General features: G+C 36.2%; 15 protein-coding genes. 13 read left to right on the top strand and 2 right to left on the bottom strand.

Annotated features, from left to right (window positions below; translation table 11 throughout):
• The first annotated feature begins 104 nt into the window (after positions 1–104).
• The 11 genes from J7E63_RS27535 to J7E63_RS27585 all read left to right on the top strand — a co-directional run bounded on the left by J7E63_RS27535 (position 105) and on the right by J7E63_RS27585 (position 12,314).
• Complete coding sequence (locus tag J7E63_RS27535; RefSeq protein ID WP_215018335.1) at positions 105–818, top strand: IspD/TarI family cytidylyltransferase; 714 nt, start codon at positions 105–107, stop codon at positions 816–818.
• The gene (locus J7E63_RS27540) at positions 815–1,840 is read left to right on the top strand and encodes a ribitol-5-phosphate dehydrogenase (protein WP_215018337.1); all 1,026 of its coding nucleotides are present in this window, start codon (positions 815–817) and stop codon (positions 1,838–1,840) included. The genes J7E63_RS27535 and J7E63_RS27540 overlap by 4 nt, the downstream gene beginning before the upstream one ends.
• A 22-nt stretch (positions 1,841–1,862) precedes the next feature.
• The gene (locus J7E63_RS27545) at positions 1,863–3,029 is read left to right on the top strand and encodes a CDP-glycerol glycerophosphotransferase family protein (RefSeq protein ID WP_215018339.1); all 1,167 of its coding nucleotides are present in this window, start codon (positions 1,863–1,865) and stop codon (positions 3,027–3,029) included.
• A gap of 31 nt (positions 3,030–3,060) precedes the next feature.
• Positions 3,061–4,257: a CDP-glycerol glycerophosphotransferase family protein gene (locus tag J7E63_RS27550; RefSeq protein ID WP_215018341.1), complete on the top strand. Its 1,197-nt coding sequence runs from the start codon at positions 3,061–3,063 to the stop codon at positions 4,255–4,257.
• A gap of 125 nt (positions 4,258–4,382) precedes the next feature.
• Entirely contained in the window at positions 4,383–6,689 is a 2,307-nt protein-coding gene (locus J7E63_RS27555; RefSeq protein ID WP_215018343.1) for a bifunctional glycosyltransferase/CDP-glycerol:glycerophosphate glycerophosphotransferase, read from the top strand.
• Positions 6,690–6,853: 164 nt separating this feature from the next.
• On the top strand, positions 6,854–7,252 hold the full coding sequence (gene tagD, locus J7E63_RS27560; protein ID WP_215018345.1) for a glycerol-3-phosphate cytidylyltransferase: 399 nt from the start codon (positions 6,854–6,856) through the stop codon (positions 7,250–7,252).
• A 46-nt stretch (positions 7,253–7,298) separates the two neighbouring features.
• Positions 7,299–8,447, top strand: a complete 1,149-nt coding sequence (locus J7E63_RS27565) for a CDP-glycerol glycerophosphotransferase family protein (protein WP_308162033.1) — start codon at positions 7,299–7,301, stop codon at positions 8,445–8,447.
• A 137-nt stretch (positions 8,448–8,584) separates the two neighbouring features.
• A complete protein-coding gene (locus tag J7E63_RS27570; protein WP_251033810.1) occupies positions 8,585–9,388 on the top strand; it encodes an ABC transporter permease in 804 nt (267 codons plus the stop codon).
• 16 nt (positions 9,389–9,404) lie between these two features.
• On the top strand, positions 9,405–10,214 hold the full coding sequence (gene tagH / locus J7E63_RS27575; RefSeq protein WP_088089635.1) for a teichoic acids export ABC transporter ATP-binding subunit TagH: 810 nt from the start codon (positions 9,405–9,407) through the stop codon (positions 10,212–10,214).
• Positions 10,215–10,300: 86 nt separating this feature from the next.
• Positions 10,301–11,032: a WecB/TagA/CpsF family glycosyltransferase gene (locus J7E63_RS27580; RefSeq protein ID WP_215018349.1), complete on the top strand. Its 732-nt coding sequence runs from the start codon at positions 10,301–10,303 to the stop codon at positions 11,030–11,032.
• 235 nt (positions 11,033–11,267) lie between these two features.
• The gene (locus J7E63_RS27585; RefSeq protein ID WP_215018351.1) at positions 11,268–12,314 is read left to right on the top strand and encodes a glycosyltransferase family 4 protein; all 1,047 of its coding nucleotides are present in this window, start codon (positions 11,268–11,270) and stop codon (positions 12,312–12,314) included.
• A 136-nt stretch (positions 12,315–12,450) separates the two neighbouring features.
• On the opposite strand, the gene J7E63_RS27590 is transcribed toward J7E63_RS27585, so the two are convergent.
• Together J7E63_RS27590 and J7E63_RS27595 are read right to left on the bottom strand one after the other, a co-directional pair.
• Entirely contained in the window at positions 12,451–13,461 is a 1,011-nt protein-coding gene (locus J7E63_RS27590) for an LCP family protein (RefSeq protein ID WP_215018353.1), read from the bottom strand.
• Between the two features lie 146 nt (positions 13,462–13,607).
• Entirely contained in the window at positions 13,608–14,240 is a 633-nt protein-coding gene (locus tag J7E63_RS27595) for a YigZ family protein (protein WP_215018355.1), read from the bottom strand.
• A gap of 329 nt (positions 14,241–14,569) precedes the next feature.
• Between J7E63_RS27595 and J7E63_RS27600 the strand changes: the two genes are divergently transcribed.
• Together J7E63_RS27600 and J7E63_RS27605 are read left to right on the top strand one after the other, a co-directional pair.
• Entirely contained in the window at positions 14,570–15,712 is a 1,143-nt protein-coding gene (locus J7E63_RS27600; protein ID WP_215018357.1) for a sensor histidine kinase, read from the top strand.
• A 70-nt stretch (positions 15,713–15,782) separates the two neighbouring features.
• A complete protein-coding gene (locus tag J7E63_RS27605; protein WP_179196042.1) occupies positions 15,783–16,466 on the top strand; it encodes a response regulator in 684 nt (227 codons plus the stop codon).
• The last annotated feature ends 29 nt before the right edge of the window (positions 16,467–16,495 follow it).

The raw sequence follows: 16,495 nt of genomic DNA on the forward strand, positions 1-16,495 counted from the left end.
TTTTCTGTTAATTAGGATGAAGAGTGGTACGGTTAATTATGTATCATTTTAATAATAAAGTTACTTTAAATTAAGCATGTTAAGTATGATAAGGAGTGTGGACAATGATTTTTGCAGAAATTCTTGCCGGAGGAAAAGGAACAAGAATGGGTAATATTAATATGCCCAAGCAGTTTTTAACTTTAAATAGTAAACCTATCATTATACATACAATTGAAAAGTTTATCCTGAATGATCGTTTTGAGAAGATTCTAGTCGTTACACCGAAAGAATGGGTTAATCACGCCAAAGATATTATTAATAAATATATTGGAAAAGACGCAAGGATTATTGTGCTTGAAGGCGGAAAAGATCGCAATGAATCGATCATGAGCGGTATCCGCTATATCGAAAAAACTTTTGGAATTAACGATGATGATGTGATTATTACCCATGATTCTGTTAGACCATTTCTAACGCATCGAATTATTGAAGAGAATATTGAAGCGGCCATTAAGTTTGGGGCTGTTGATACAGTGATTGAGGCGATTGATACGATTATCCAATCTGAGGATGGAGAATTTATCTCAAACATTCCGGTAAGGGATACTATGTTCCAGGGACAAACGCCACAAAGCTTTAATATCAAGAAATTGGTTACTTATTATAATGCACTAACCGAGGAACAAAAAATGATTCTTACGGATGCATGTAAAATTTGCGCGCTTGCAGGTGAACAGGTTAAGATTGTCAAGGGTGAATTATTTAATATAAAGGTAACAACCCCATATGATTTGAAGGTTGCTAATGCAATCCTACAAGAAAGGGTTTCACGATGATTAATCAAGTGTATCGTTTAGTGTCTCCGCGACAGTTTGAAGTGACCTATAAAGATCGTTCCATTCAGTCCGATAAAATTGTGGTGCGTCCCACCCATCTCTCCATATGTGCAGCGGACCAAAGGTATTACACCGGCACACGTGGAAAGGAAGCAATGGCAAAGAAACTGCCAATGGCGCTTATCCATGAAGGGATTGGTAAGGTCGTTTATGATCCAAATAATGAGTTTGCACCTGGTACCCGGGTCGTAATGGTACCGAATACCCCAACTGAAAAAGATGAAGTTATTGCAGAAAATTACTTGCGATCAAGTAAATTTCGTTCAAGTGGTTACGATGGATTTATGCAGGACTATGTTTTTCTTAATAGGGATCGGATTGTCCCTTTACCAGAAGAAATTGATCCATCGGTTGCGGCTTTTATGGAATTAATCACCATCAGTATGCATGCATTAGTGCGCTTTGAGGCAAAGGCACATGCTCGAAAAAATACGTTCGGGGTATGGGGAGATGGGAATTTAGGTTATATAACCACGCTGATATTAAAGAAACGCTATCCGGATAGCAAAGTTTATATTTTTGGGAAAACAAAATACAAAATGGATCATTTTTCGTTTGTTGATGAAGCGTATCAAATTGATGAGATTCCGGATGATTTACGGATTGATCATGGATTTGAATGTGTTGGCGGGCATGGCAGCCAATCTGCGATTAATCAAATGATTGATTATATTAATCCAGAGGGATCTATTTGTATTCTCGGTGTCTCTGAATATCCTGTTGAAATAAACACTAGAATGATTCTAGAAAAAGGTCTTACAATGATTGGCAGCAGTCGAAGTGGACGAAATGATTTTGTCAACACTGTAAATTTCATGGTTGAGCACCCGGAAGTGGTCGAGTATTTTGGCATGCTGATTGGAGAAGTTCACCAAGTAAAGAACATCCAAGATATTATTGATGCATTTGAAAAAGACCTGACAAACTCTTGGGGAAAAACCATTCTCGAATGGAAAATATAAAATAAAAAAGGCAGGCATGGCGATGTATTTACTGAAAATTTTTCCAACAATTATGGTGAAGGGATTCATTCAGATGATCTTTTACCTGTCATGCCTTCTTTTTAAAGTAAATAATGAAAAGGTCACCTTTGCTTCCTATCGGGCCACGGAGATTCAGGGAAATCTCTATTATATTTATAAGGAATTACACGGAAGATATTCCAATTGGACGTGTATTTTTCTTTTTAAAAAGTATAGCAGCTCATTTCTAGGCAAATTCCACTATGTCCTACATATGGTTAAAGCGAGTTATCATTTAGCAACATCCCGTTATTTTATCATCGATGATTATTATTTCCCCGTTTATGTGATAAAACCTCGACAGGGAACGGATATTGTTCAGCTTTGGCATGCAGCAGGTGCATTCAAGAAATTTGGCTTAAGCACCGTAGATAAAGAATTTGGTCCCAGTTCAGATTATTTAAAACATGTTAAGGTTCATTCAAACTATTCTAAAGTATTTGTGAGTTCCTCGGAAGTCATTCCTTTTTATGCTGAAGCCTTCGATATGCCATCCTCAAGGATATTCCCATTAGGTGTACCGAGAACAGATTATTTTTTTAATAAACGAGAGCAGTTCAGATTGATGGGAGAATTACAGAGTGAATTTCCTGAGATTCAGCAGAGAAAGATTATCTTATATGCTCCTACCTTTAGAGGCAAAAGTCATTATCAAGAATCATTTCACTGTCCTATCGATTTTTCAGCTATGAGGGAAACTCTCGGAGATGAATATGTACTACTGATTCATTTACATCCATATATGCGTTCGGAGATCACTATTAAGGAAGAAGATAAAGATTTTGTCTTTCATGTAAAGGAAAAATTCAACATCGAACAATTACTAGTTCTAGCTGATATTCTTTTAACAGATTATTCATCGGTTATTTTTGATTATAGTTTATTAGTCAGGCCAATTGCCTTTATAGCTGATGACCTTGAAGAGTATATAAAGGAACGAGATTTTTATTTTCCTTTCCTGTCATTCATTCCAGGGCCGTTCTTTCATCAAACGCAAGATCTGATTGAGTGGATCCAACAAGATGAATTTGATCTGAAAAAAATTGAACAATTTAGAAATCGTTTTTTTACATACTTTGATGGAAAAACAAGTAAAAGAATCGTAGATAATTTAATTGAAAAAAGCTAGATCGCATAAATTTTCCAGTAGGTGATTAATAATGTTAAAAAATAAAATGGAAAACCAAGCGGAAAGTAAAGGAAACAGCTCTCAATTTAGTCTTGTTTACCGTTTTTTCCGTAAAGTTATGTTTCGATTGCTTTACCTACTTTTTTGTCTATTTCCGTTAAATAAAAAAAAAATATTATTTGCATCAGATAGCCGAAGCGATTTAAGCGGTAACTTTGAATTCGTTTATCAAGAATTGAAAAGAAAAAATTTAGATTACCAATACCATTTTATTCTCAAAGAGAGTACGAGGGCTTATAAAACCTATTGGGAAATGGTTCGTTTAGCTTTTCATCTGGCAACGGCAAAATTTATTTTGTTGGATGATTTTTATCCGATGGTCTATCCATTAAAGATACGGAAAGGTGCCGATCTTATCCAGTTATGGCATGCAGTCGGTGCGTTTAAAACCTTTGGATACAGCCGTGTAGGTCTTCCGGGCGGTCCAGACCCTCATTCTTTGAATCACCGCAATTATACAAAGGTAATCGTAAGTTCGAAGAATGTGGCAAAGCATTATGCTGAAGGCTTTGGGATTAGTGAAAATCGGGTGTTTGCAACTGGGATACCAAGAACGGATGTCTTTTTTGATCAAGCATACCAAGTGAAGGTTAAAGAAGAATTATACAGAAAGTATCCCATTTTATCTGAAAAAAAAGTCATTATGTTTGCACCAACCTTTCGGGGGGACGGCCAACAGTCTGCCTATTATCCAAAGGATTATCTTGATTTAGAAAAACTTTATCATGCCTTACATGATGAGTATGTTTTTCTATTTAAAATGCATCCGTTTGTAAAAGACTATTGGCAAATCCCTGCAGAATATAATGATTTTTTCTTCGATATTTCACATTATCGGGAAATTAATGATTTATTATTTATCTCTGATATTTTAATTACCGATTACTCCTCTGTTTGCTTTGAGTTTGCTTTATTAAATAAGCCAATGATTTTCTACTCCCCAGATGTAGAGGAATATATAGCAACACGAGATTTTTATTATAAATATGATTCATTTATCCCTGGCCCATTAGCAAGGACATTAGATGAATTAATTGAAACCATTCAAAATAAAGACTTCAAAATGGAAAAAATCGAGACATTTGTTGATTACTTTTTTGATCATACGGATGGAAAATCAAGCAATCGCGTTGTTGACCAACTCATCGTAGATGCTGATTCTAAATAGAGTGAATTTTATCCCTATTCTTCTATTTAAATCATAAAAGAGGGAAATGATGTTAATAATAGTTAAAAAAGATGAGCGTTTCAAAAAATGGTGCTTTGTTTTTTTTACAACAGAGGAGATATTATATGAGTAAACTTCAATATATCATTCATCCTGAATTAGAAGATGTGAAGGTAAGTATAATTACCCCAGTTTTTAATGTGGAAGAATATATTACGGAGACATTGGAGTCTCTTGTCAACCAGACGTTAGATCACATTGAAATTATTATGGTTGATGACGGATCAAGTGATCAAAGTCCAGAAATCGTTGAAGAATATGCAAATAAATACAGAAATATTGTTTTTATAAAACAAGAAAATTCAGGACCAGGAGTAGCACGGAATAATGGTTTAGAAGTAGCAAGAGGTGAATTCATTAGTTTTGTTGATTCAGATGACCTCTTACCACTAGATGCCTTAGAAACCATGTATAATAGTGCTTTAAAAGAAAAGGCAGATATCGTTTTAGGAACTTCTTTAAGCTTTAATAGCTCAGAAACATGGTTTATTGCTAGTCACGTGAATAATGGTGTATACATTCCAGGTGAAAAGAGCCTCGTCTCCAATCCAGGGTTACTATTCTCATTAGGACCATGCAATAAGCTTTATCATTCTAAAATTGTTAAAGGAATACGGTTTCCTGCAGATATTCATGTAACCGAGGATCAGCCATTTGTAATTGAAGCCTATATGAAGGCAAATAAAATATATACAGTTGATAAAATCATATATAAATATCGGTCTAGGGAAGCGGAGGAGAATTTATCCTTATCACAAACTGTCCGGGTGAATTCAGTAAAGGTTTTAACCGATATTTTTAAAAGTTTACGTATTTCCGATCAATTATGGGATAAATATATTTCTAATCAACATACCCGATTTGCTTTAAAGAAAAGTTATTATACCAGAATTATTTCAGCAGACATTTGGCCTGCTATTCGAAGTGCGCTTGTAAGCAAGGATCAAAAAACTCAAGTAGAATCATTTACCCTGGTTTTGGAGTGGGTTAAAACTTTAGATTATCATTTATTTAATCAGATTCCGTCGTTACATAGAGTGATGACCTATGAGATTGCAGATCGGTATAAACTAGTTAGTCCAGCTGCCAAAAAACTGTATCTACAATGGCTAAAGGTTTGTTTCTCAAAACTGGATCCAGGTTCTTTACATGCATTAGAGACTTCGAAAAAACAAAAAGTGTTCATGGCGGTTAAGAAAGCATGGAAAAGAAATAATCTTTCCCCGATCTTTTTCTATCTAGTAAAAGTTAAATTTAAAAAAATAAAAACCAAGGTGAAAACGGCCTTTGTCCGGCGGGTGGCTTTTCCATTTTTTAGCACCCTGCCTGTACAAAAGAAAATTACGATGGCGACCAACAAATTTCCGAGATTAACGGATTCATTTGAGCATATTTATGATGAATTAATTAATCAGCGCCCAGATTACAAAATTAGAGGTCATTTGAAGAAAAAGCGAAATTTCAGGGATTTCTGTAGACTGTATTATGATATCGCGACTTCCCGTTATTTAATCTTAGATGATTATTATCGTCCATTATATAAGCTTCGTGTGCGCAAGCAAACGGAAGTGATTCAAACTTGGCATGCAGCTGGCGCTTTTAAGAAATTTGGCCATAGTGCCGTAGGGTATCGTGAAAGTAATTCCACCCAATTTGAACGAAGTGCTCATCAAATTTATACAAAAGCAGTAGTTACAAGTAAAGAGATTATTCCTCACTATGCTGAGGCATTTGAAGTACCGGAAGAAAATATTTACCCATTAGGATTGCCGCGAACAGATGTCTTTTTTGATAAGGAATTAATGGAATTCGTTCACCAGCGATATCTGGGAACCTATCCACAGCTTAAAAATAAAAAAGTGATTACCTATGCTCCCACGTTTAGAGGTGGTCCAGGTAAGCGGGCTAATTTTAATATTAAATTGGATTTAGTAAAAATGGCTGAAGAACTCTCAGATGAATATGTACTGATATTAAAGCTTCATCCATCTGTTACCAAAAAAGTTCAAATACCAGAGGAAGCAGCAGACTTTGTAATAAATATGAGTTCGAATGAAATAAATAATGTATTAATGAATACGGATATTTTAATTAGTGATTATTCATCTTTAGTTTTTGAATTCTCTTTATTGGAACGACCAATGATTTTCTTTGCATATGACCTTGATGAGTATCTCGAAGATCGTGGTTTTTACTATGAATACTCTGACTTTGTTCCAGGGCCAATTGTAAAAACTACTGATGAGGTTATCAAAACGGTGAAAGAAAACCAGTTTGATTTTAAAAAGATTGAAAGCTTTAAACATCGATTCTTCGATGATCTTGACGGAGAATCTGCAAAAAGATTTGTGGATATACTAATAAAACCATGATAGTAAATATCATGGTTTTATTTTTAAATAGACCGAACGTGAATCCTTTCACTAGTGTTTGAAATAAAAACTAGTGGGATATATAATGGGAAATGGATTGTTTTTCTGCAAGAGTTTTCAGGTGGTGAACGCTGCAATGAAAACTCGGTGAGGAGTTGAAAAGAATGAAAAAGGTATTAACGTACGGGACTTTTGATTTGCTCCATGTTGGTCATATCAATATATTAAGAAAATCTAAGGAATTAGGAGATTTTCTAATCGTTGGTCTATCAACAGATGAATTTAATATCGAAAAAAATAAAAAAGCCTACTATAGTTATCAGGACCGACAATTAATTTTGGAGTCAATTCGCTATGTTGACCACGTCATTCCGGAATCCTGCTGGGAACAAAAGATCCAGGACGTAATTGACCATAATATTGATGTCTTTGTAATGGGTGATGATTGGAAAGGTCATTTTGATTTTCTAAGAAGGTATTGTGAAGTGGTTTATTTGCCAAGAACTACCGGTATCTCAACCTCCAAAATTAAATCCGATTTAAATTATGTGAAAAATGATTAGAGAAATTGTCATATCCATTTATTTGTTTATATTTAAGTGTTTTTTTATGATTTGTAAGACATTTCCATTAAAAAATAAGGTCACTTTTCTGGTTTCCTTTGGGGATAATGCCAAATATGTGTACGAGGAAATCCTTCACCAGAATATCCAACAAGAAATTGTCTTTTTATGTAAGGGTTCTTCTCTTTCACTTTTTAAGAAATATCCTGCTCTTCCTGTCATTCCATTTGAAACATCGTTTATCGATCTATTGCGTTCCATCTATCACCTTGCTACTTCCAAAAAAATTATTATTGATAACTATTTTGGGGTTTTGGCTTCAACTAATTTTAAAACGGGTGTGGAATGTATCCAGCTTTGGCACGCAGCAGGTGCGATTAAAAAGTTTGGACTGGAGGATGAGTCCAATGTCAATCGTAGTAAAAGGGCTCATAAGCGATTTCTACGAGTTTACAAAAAATTTCATAAGGTTGTTGTTGGGTCAGACAAAATGGCTGATATTTTTAAACAGGTATTTGCCCTAAAGGATCAAAACATTCTTCGAACAGGAATACCGAGAACTGACTTTTTTTTTGATGAGAACAAACATAAAGCAATTATTTCTAAATTATTAGATGAGAATCCTGAATTAGCATCCAAAAAGGTGATCTTGTATGCCCCAACATACAGGGATCATCAATTAGATCAATTTGAATTAAAATTGGATTTAGAAAAAATGTATCAGGAGCTCAGTGATGAATATGTTTTATTGCTCCGTTTCCATCCTGCGATAAAAAGTTCTTTAGAAAACAATGAATTATATTCTAATTTTGTTTATGATTATTCATCCTCACGTTATGATGCTAATGAACTGTTACTTATCACTGACTTGCTGATTACAGATTATTCTTCCATACCATATGAGTTTTCATTATTAAATAAACCCATGATCTTTTTTACTTATGATATTGAACAATACAAAGTGGAAAGAGGATTGTGGGAGGATTTTGAAGAGACCGTTCCAGGTCCGATCACGAAACATACGGATGAAATCATTACGATTATTAAAGATAACTTATTTGATTATCAGAAGGTTACCAGTTTTTCTGACATTTGGAATAAATATTCAAACGGGATATCCAGCCAGAAGCTCGTAGATTACATTTTTAAAGAATCACAAAGCGACTCGTATCAAAGGGATAAGAACTCAAACTAACTACATATGTCGTAATTGAGTTAGAATTTATCCTTTTTTTATGGTAAAATGTTATGGTCTTTGAGGGGGAATGATTCATTTTATGAAAAGGTCTTATCTTATATCCCCAATTAAATCGTTTAGGAAGGATCAACACGATGTCAATGTTTAAGGTCATAAGGGAACAGATTAGCAGTTTTTATCTCATCAGAAGATTATCCCTTTTTGAATTAAAAAGTGCAAATAACAGTCATTATTTAGGGATATTATGGGAATTAATCAATCCCATGATTCAAATAGGTATCTATTATTTTGTATTCGGATATGGTATCCGTGGTGGACGTGCAGTAGAGGGGATTCCGTATTTCTATTGGATGCTGGCGGGTATTTTAGTTTGGTTCTTTGTTAATCCAGCAATATTGGACGCATCAAAGTCGATCTATACGAGGATCGCCTTAATCGCAAAAATGAGCTTTCCGATGAGTGTTATTCCAACCTATGTCATTATATCGAAATTTTATCAGCATCTCATGTTAGTTGGAGTAATTGTGGTTATCTTTCAATTTACAGGCTATCCTATATCGATATATTATTTGTCGTTACCTTATTATATGTTTGCCACCATTATTCTACTGGTAGCTATTTCATTAATTACCTCTACCTTAGCGACGATTGTACGGGATGTACAAATGATTGTCCAAGCGGTTGTCAGAATGCTGCTTTATCTGACACCATTATTATGGACGCCTGAAAGACTTCCACATATCGTTCAAAGCGTAATGAAGTTTAATCCATTATACTATATTGCTGAAGGTTATCGCGCTGCTCTGTTAGGGCATAGCTGGTATCTAATTGAACACATTAAATATACCGCCTACTTTTGGGGACTTGTTTTCGTGTTGTTATTTATAGGCTCTGCACTGCACTTGAAATTTCGAAACCGATTTGTAGACTACTTGTAAAGTGGAAGTGGATAAAATGACTAAAACAGTTATTATTGATAATGTATCAAAGAAATACAAATTGTATAATAGAACATCTGATAAGCTTCTTGATATCATTTTGCCCAATGGCTATGGTGATGATTTCTACGCGTTGCAAAATATAAGTTTCACCGCTGAACAAGGCGATGTGATTGGTTTAATTGGTGTAAATGGCTCCGGAAAATCGACTCTATCCAACATTATTGCAGGCGTAGTTCCACCTACAAATGGAAAGGTCGAAACGATTGGACAAACATCTTTAATTGCGATTGCCTCTGGGTTAAACAATAATTTAACGGGTCGAGAAAATATTGAACTGAAATGTTTAATGCTCGGTTTTAGTAAAAAAGAAATCCGGGAGCTCGAACCCGAAATTATTGATTTCTCCGAACTAGGAAGGTTTATTGATCAGCCTGTAAAAACCTATTCAAGTGGTATGAAATCAAAGCTTGGTTTTGCCATCTCCGTGACAGTGGATCCCGATATATTAATTATCGACGAGGCGCTCTCCGTTGGGGACCAAGCATTTGCAGAAAAATCAAAGAAAAAAATGTACAGCTTTAAAGAGAAAGGCAAAACCATCTTTTTTGTAAGCCATGCGATTGGCCAGATTAAAGATTTTTGCCAAAAAGCTTTATGGTTAGAATTTGGTCAAATCAAAGCATATGGGACGACTGCGGAAGTGGTTCCGCAATATGAAGCGTTTCTCAAAGAATTTAAGGCCATGTCTAAAGAGGAACAGCGAAAGTTTAGAGAAACAGCCTTAGAAAAGCAGAGCAGATTAGTATTAAATACAGCTAGATAATAAAAAGAGGCTCAAAAATAATTGGCTAGATCCATTTTTTTGAGCTTTTTTTTTTAAATATGAAAAAATACAAAAGGATATAAACCATGCAGAACAACACCGTCGATATATTAGGTATTGATTTTATCAATAAACAATTTAATGAAGTAGTTAACATTCTTAATGAAGTGATAAAAAGTAATCGCAAAGCTTTCATTGTCACAGCCAACCCGGAAATTGTCATGTACGCTCATGAACATCCCGACTATAAAAAAATCATTCAATCAGCCGACATGGTGGTTCCTGATGGTTATGGGATTATTCTAGCGTCAAAAATATTAAATACCCCGATTAAGGAGAGGGTCGCAGGTTATGATTTAATGATCCGTCTACTGGAACTTGGGAACGAGAATAAGTTGAAAATTTATCTATTGGGCGGGCGCGAAGAGACCAATCAAAAAGCTGTGGCTAATATCAACAGTCAATTTCCGCATGTTCAAATAGTGGGCAGTCATCATGGGTTTTTTGATTGGGAAAACAATCCGATCACTGCTGAGATTAAAGCCTCAAGCCCCGATTTGATTTTCGTGGCATTAGGATTCCCTAAACAAGAACAATGGATCGCGAGGAATTTGGAACGATTTTCCAAAGGGGTATGTATGGGAGTTGGCGGCAGCATCGATGTCCTCGCTGGAGAGGTCCAGCGTGCCCCTCGTTTCTGGCAAAAAATGAACCTCGAATGGTTCTATCGCTTGATTTCGCAGCCGTCGAGGTGGAGGAGAATGTTAGCCATCCCCCGGTTTTTACTGGAAATCTTCCAATTAAAGTTCACCAAATAAGCGATTATTCTAAAATAAATGTAACTTTTTGGAGTAACCAATCGTCTTACATGGTGTGGGATCGTGACTAATAAATCCTAGTAACGGTAGCTTATTAAGAAGAAATTTTCCGACAATTCAACAAAATATACCAAAGTAAAAAATATGTGCTATAATATGTTCGTTGTGTACTTAGAAATATGTGCCTGTTTCTAAAATTTATTAATGGGGCATTATATTCATAGGGAGGGTCTTCATGTTATATCTGACCTTAATATTATGTTTTTTATGCTCCGTATTAATCACTCCAATCGTAAAAAAATTGGCTTTTAGATTAGGAGCAACGGACAGTCCTAATCAGCGTAAGGTACATGTTAAGATTATGCCGCGTTTAGGCGGACTGGCGATTTATATCAGTTTTCTCTTCGGTCTTTTAATCCTGCACCCAAGCAGTCCCTACCATGCAGCTATTGTTGCTGGTGGTTTAATCATACTAGTTACCGGTATTTTAGATGATATCTTTGAATTATCGGCCAAAATAAAATTTACCTTACAAATTGTTTCTGCCCTGATCGTTGTGATGTGGGGCGGGGTGGAAGTTGAATTTATTAACTTACCGTTTAATGGGACCTTAGAATTTGGTATCTTTAGTATTCCAATTACAGTCATCTGGATTGTTGGCGTTACCAATGCAATTAATTTAATCGATGGACTTGATGGTTTGGCAGCTGGTGTTTCCTCAATCGCCTTTATCACTATTTCCGGGATGGCGATTGTGATGGGAAATGGTTATGTAGTTGCCATGGGGACAATCCTGCTTGCGAGTACGTTAGGCTTTCTACTATATAATTTTCATCCGGCAAAAATTTTTATGGGAGATTCTGGGGCACTCTTCCTTGGCTACATGATCTCAGTTCTAGCTTTGCTCGGTTTTAAAAATGTTGCCTTAATCTCGTTTGTTGTTCCAATCATTATTTTAGGTGTTCCGATTTCAGATACTTTTTTTGCAATCATCCGTCGTATTTACAATAAGAAATCATTATCCGCACCAGATAAATCTCATTTACACCATTGTTTACTAGAACTAGGTTTTACTCATCGAGAAACGGTTCTGTTAATTTATGCTATGAGTGCGATGTTTGGTCTTGCTGCCTTTATTTTTACCATTACAACAGTATGGGGCTCAATTTTAATTATTACTCTAATATTACTGGCAATTGAATTATTTGTTGAAACGATTGGTTTAATTAATAAAAATTACCGGCCGCTCCTCCGAATCATGGGGATTTTGAGAAACAAATAAATCTAATAGAATATTTACTATAATAAAAGGGTAGATCACAACAGAGTAAGTCTTTGTGATCTACCCTTTTATTATTTTCTTTTAATTAATATTTATGCAAATAAAAACCCGGATCTCATCTGATCCGGGTCTGTTCTTATTTACCGTCCGTTGTACTGGCCGTAATTTTTCTATTGAGGTGTGTCTTAAGTGTTGATTTTGTTTCCTCTAAGGCCGTTTCATCAAGTTGATAATAGTAAACATGATCAATATATGAATCGGACCCTTTTAGTGATAGTGATTCAACATCGATTCCACTACCAGCCTGGATATAGCTAATAAACGATTTCATTTGGTCAAACGTTAAGTCTGTTGACATATTCTTTCCAACAGCTTCCATCACATCTGTGTAATTAGAAATAGACTTTATAGATGATCCTTTTGAGAGGATGGCTTTAAAAATCTGCTGCTGGCGCTGTCCTCTTTGTATATCACTATCCATTTTCCTTGTTCGTGCAAACGCAAGCGCTTGTTCACCATCTAATTCTTGTACGCCTTTTTTCAAGGTGATCGCTTTCGCATGGTCCTGGGAATCTTGTTCAGAAAATGTGAATGGAACGTCTACTTTCACACCATCTAGCGCATTAATAACGTCAATAAAAGCGTTAAAATTCATTTTTACATAATAATCGACTGGTACATCAAGCAATTCTTCGACTGTTTCAAGCGTAAGTTTCACGCCGCCATAAGCATGGGCATGAGTAATTTTTGTATAAATATCCTTCTCAGGGATGTGAACATATGAATCACGCGGGATACTCAATAGCTTAATAGATTTTTCTTTCTTATTAAAAGTAGCCAGCATCAAGGCATCTGAACGAGATCTGCCATTCGATTTTCTCTTTTCACTATCATCGACACCAATAAATAGTATCGATGTATTTTCAAGTTTTACATTGGCCTTCGCTTTGGTATCACGTTCAATTGGCTTGTAGGATTTATTCATCACTGATTCAGCCTTATTATACAAAAATCCGCCGTAAGCTGTTGCACCTATTATTAATAGTAGAATGGGCATTACGATCCATAGCAAGATTCGTTTTCGTCTTAGTCTTCTCTTTACCTTACCCTTGTTATTATTTTTATACACCTGTCTATTGATAGACATAGATTGCCTCCTAGTAGTTTAAATAGAAAATTGTCAAGTTTTGTTGAAAATCTACTCTATTTTATAATATTTATTGAGATTGGTAAAATGAAATTTTTTTTACAAGATTATTACTATTCTCAATAGGCAGGGAGGAAAGAAATTTCCTAGTTATCTGACTCAAGATAGGTAACTTCTCCAGCAGTAATATCGGCTTGTCCATTTGTCATTTCAATCATCCATTCTGTGAAAGCCGGTTGGTTCTCTTCTTCGACAAATACCTCAATTTCGACATTCTCCTGGTACTGGATATCTTTAAGGATATAGATGGATGATCGCAATTCATTTTCAATCTTGCCAAGCCAAGAATAATCAATTTTTACATGGCAGACCCGCATTAGCCTTCTTTCGACAATCCCAACTGCATCCAGGCCTTCCGACGTGGCTTTACCATAGGCACGAATTAAACCGCCTGCGCCTAATTTAATCCCGCCAAAATAGCGGGTAACGACCACCACTGTATCCTTCAGCTTTCTTTTTTTCAAAACTTCAAGGATTGGAACGCCGGCTGTACCACTTGGTTCGCCGTCATCATTGGCTTTCTGAATTTGATCGTGCTCGCCAATCAGATAGGCAGAACAGTTATGTGTGGCATCCCAAAATTTTTTCTTCAATGTTTGAATGAATTCCTGGGCTTCCGCTTCGGATTCAGTTCTTTTGATGTGGGCAATAAATCTTGATTTTTGAATAATAATTTCATGTTCACCAGTTTGTTTTACTGTATGGTAACGAGGCAACATATTGCGCACTCCTTCCTTAATTTCATCAGGGTGTAATATAACTTTAATATGGCAGTAAAGTTTCCGTGTTATAATAAAAAAGATAAAGGTAGTGAAAACCTATTTTTATAGACAAAAAGAGATACTACCATTATACTACTTTTTTACTGGAATCAAGGGTACAACGTAAGTTCATATTCGCATATTGATAAAATTAAAGGTAAAATATGTTAAAAGGTAGTATGATGAATTTTGAAATCCAAAGATAATAAAATATCATTCACTGAAATTAGATTATTGTTTAGCTTAGCGTCCAGGCGTTTATTGCTTTTCTTATCGGAGGAATGTGTATGAAGCTTAAGCAGATTAATATGAAATCGATTGATGAAATTCGCGAAGAAATGATTGAAACTGTTACTTGCAGCAAAACCGACATCTTCCAGATAGGCGAGCAATGCCGTCAAGATTACGAAAATATGATCAATGAATTAGACAATATCAAGAAAATGATGAGCAAACTCATAAAAGAAGGCGAGAAGCTCGAGAAACAAGTCCTCGAGGCGCGGAGTATGCTCTCAGAAGTCAGTATGAATTTTAAAAATTACTCTGAAGAAGAAGTCCGAGATGCCTACGAAAAGGCCCATCAACTGCAAATGGATCTTTCGATTAATTGGCAGTACAAAAAGCAGCTTTTGGATAAACGGGCAGATCTGGAAAATCGTCTGGTCGGTTTAGATGAAACGATTGATCGTGCTGACCAGCTTATTTCGCAAATTTCCGTCGTGATGAATTACTTGACGAGTGATTTAAAACAGGTTGGTAAAGTCCTAGAACATGCGAAAGCCAAACAAGATTTTGGCTTAAAGATAATTGAAGCACAGGAAGAGGAACGCAAGCGGCTTTCAAGGGAGATTCACGATGGTCCCGCCCAAATGCTTGCCAATGTCATCATGCGCTCCGACTTAATCGAACGTGTTTATAGGGAAAAGGGCGCGGATGAGGCTTTTTCTGAGGTCAATAGCTTTAAAAAAATGGTCCGATCGGCACTTTATGAGGTCCGGCGCATTATTTATGACCTTCGTCCGATGGCATTGGATGATTTAGGTCTTGTCCCTACCCTCAGAAAATACTTACAAACCATCGAAGAATATCATAACCACTCAAAAATCGAGTTTGTGAATATAGGCCTAGAGCGCCGGCTTCCTACTAAGTATGAAGTCGCACTCTTCCGGATGATCCAGGAATCGGTGCAAAATGCACTGAAGCATGCAAATGCCTGTGAAATCAAAGTCCGTTTAGAAATAACCAATGCCTCAGTTACCGTCTTGATCAAGGACAACGGGGTCGGTTTTGATATCACGCAAAAGAAACCTGAGTCATTTGGCATGATAGGGATGCGCGAGCGTGTCGATTTGCTTGAAGGCGAAATTACCTTTGATTCAAAAATGGGCAAGGGAACCGCAGTACTTATTCGAGTTCCACTAATTAACTAAAGAACTAATGAACCTACCGCCAATGGAGAAAAATTTCGAAATTAGAAGGATTAGGGGGGCGTAACAATTGATTACAAAAATTGTCATTATAGACGATCATCAACTATTTAGAGAAGGCGTTAAGAGAATACTAGAGTTTGAAAAATCGTTCCAAGTTGTTGCTGAAGGCGATGATGGCTGTGAAGCACTAAGATTAGTAGAAGAATTCCAACCCGATGTTGTCATCATGGATATTAACATGCCCCAAAAGAACGGGATCGAAGCAACTCGTGAGTTGGTTGAAAAATATCCGAAAACGAAGATTATTATCTTATCCATACATGATGATGAAAACTATGTGACCCATGCTTTACAGACGGGTGCGCAAGGTTATCTATTAAAAGAAATGGATGCCGATGCCCTAATTGAAGCAGTGCGTGTTGTGGCGGATGGCGGTTCCTATCTACATCCAAAGGTCACCCATAATTTGGTGAACGAATATCGCAAGCTTGCTGCGGGTGTGGCCCGTGGCGGCGGAGGCTATATGCCAACAATGGAAATTCGCCGTCCATTGCATTTATTGACACGCCGTGAGTGCGAAGTACTCCAAATGCTTGCCGATGGAAAAAGCAACCGTGGTATCGGCGAAGCTTTATTCATCAGTGAAAAAACAGTCAAAAACCATGTCTCAAACATTTTACAAAAAATGAATGTCAACGACCGTACCCAAGCAGTGGTTGTTGCGATTAAAAATGGCTGGGTAGAAGTAAAGTAAGATTTTAATGTAGAGTAAGAAACTGATTT

It is taken from the genome of Bacillus sp. ISL-75 (assembly GCF_018613095.1).

What these genes read in the sequence shown, in the direction of transcription:
- J7E63_RS27535 (WP_215018335.1), top strand. Translation starts at nt 105, where the DNA reads ATGATTTTTGCAGAAATTCTTGCCGGAGGAAAAGGAACAAGAATGGGT.
- J7E63_RS27540 (WP_215018337.1), top strand. Translation starts at nt 815, where the DNA reads ATGATTAATCAAGTGTATCGTTTAGTGTCTCCGCGACAGTTTGAAGTG.
- J7E63_RS27545 (WP_215018339.1), top strand. Translation starts at nt 1,863, where the DNA reads ATGTATTTACTGAAAATTTTTCCAACAATTATGGTGAAGGGATTCATT.
- J7E63_RS27550 (WP_215018341.1), top strand. Translation starts at nt 3,061, where the DNA reads ATGTTAAAAAATAAAATGGAAAACCAAGCGGAAAGTAAAGGAAACAGC.
- J7E63_RS27555 (WP_215018343.1), top strand. Translation starts at nt 4,383, where the DNA reads ATGAGTAAACTTCAATATATCATTCATCCTGAATTAGAAGATGTGAAG.
- tagD (WP_215018345.1), top strand. Translation starts at nt 6,854, where the DNA reads ATGAAAAAGGTATTAACGTACGGGACTTTTGATTTGCTCCATGTTGGT.
- J7E63_RS27565 (WP_308162033.1), top strand. Translation starts at nt 7,299, where the DNA reads ATGATTTGTAAGACATTTCCATTAAAAAATAAGGTCACTTTTCTGGTT.
- J7E63_RS27570 (WP_251033810.1), top strand. Translation starts at nt 8,585, where the DNA reads ATGTCAATGTTTAAGGTCATAAGGGAACAGATTAGCAGTTTTTATCTC.
- tagH (WP_088089635.1), top strand. Translation starts at nt 9,405, where the DNA reads ATGACTAAAACAGTTATTATTGATAATGTATCAAAGAAATACAAATTG.
- J7E63_RS27580 (WP_215018349.1), top strand. Translation starts at nt 10,301, where the DNA reads ATGCAGAACAACACCGTCGATATATTAGGTATTGATTTTATCAATAAA.
- J7E63_RS27585 (WP_215018351.1), top strand. Translation starts at nt 11,268, where the DNA reads ATGTTATATCTGACCTTAATATTATGTTTTTTATGCTCCGTATTAATC.
- J7E63_RS27590 (WP_215018353.1), bottom strand. Translation starts at nt 13,461, where the DNA reads ATGTCTATCAATAGACAGGTGTATAAAAATAATAACAAGGGTAAGGTA.
- J7E63_RS27595 (WP_215018355.1), bottom strand. Translation starts at nt 14,240, where the DNA reads ATGTTGCCTCGTTACCATACAGTAAAACAAACTGGTGAACATGAAATT.
- J7E63_RS27600 (WP_215018357.1), top strand. Translation starts at nt 14,570, where the DNA reads ATGAAGCTTAAGCAGATTAATATGAAATCGATTGATGAAATTCGCGAA.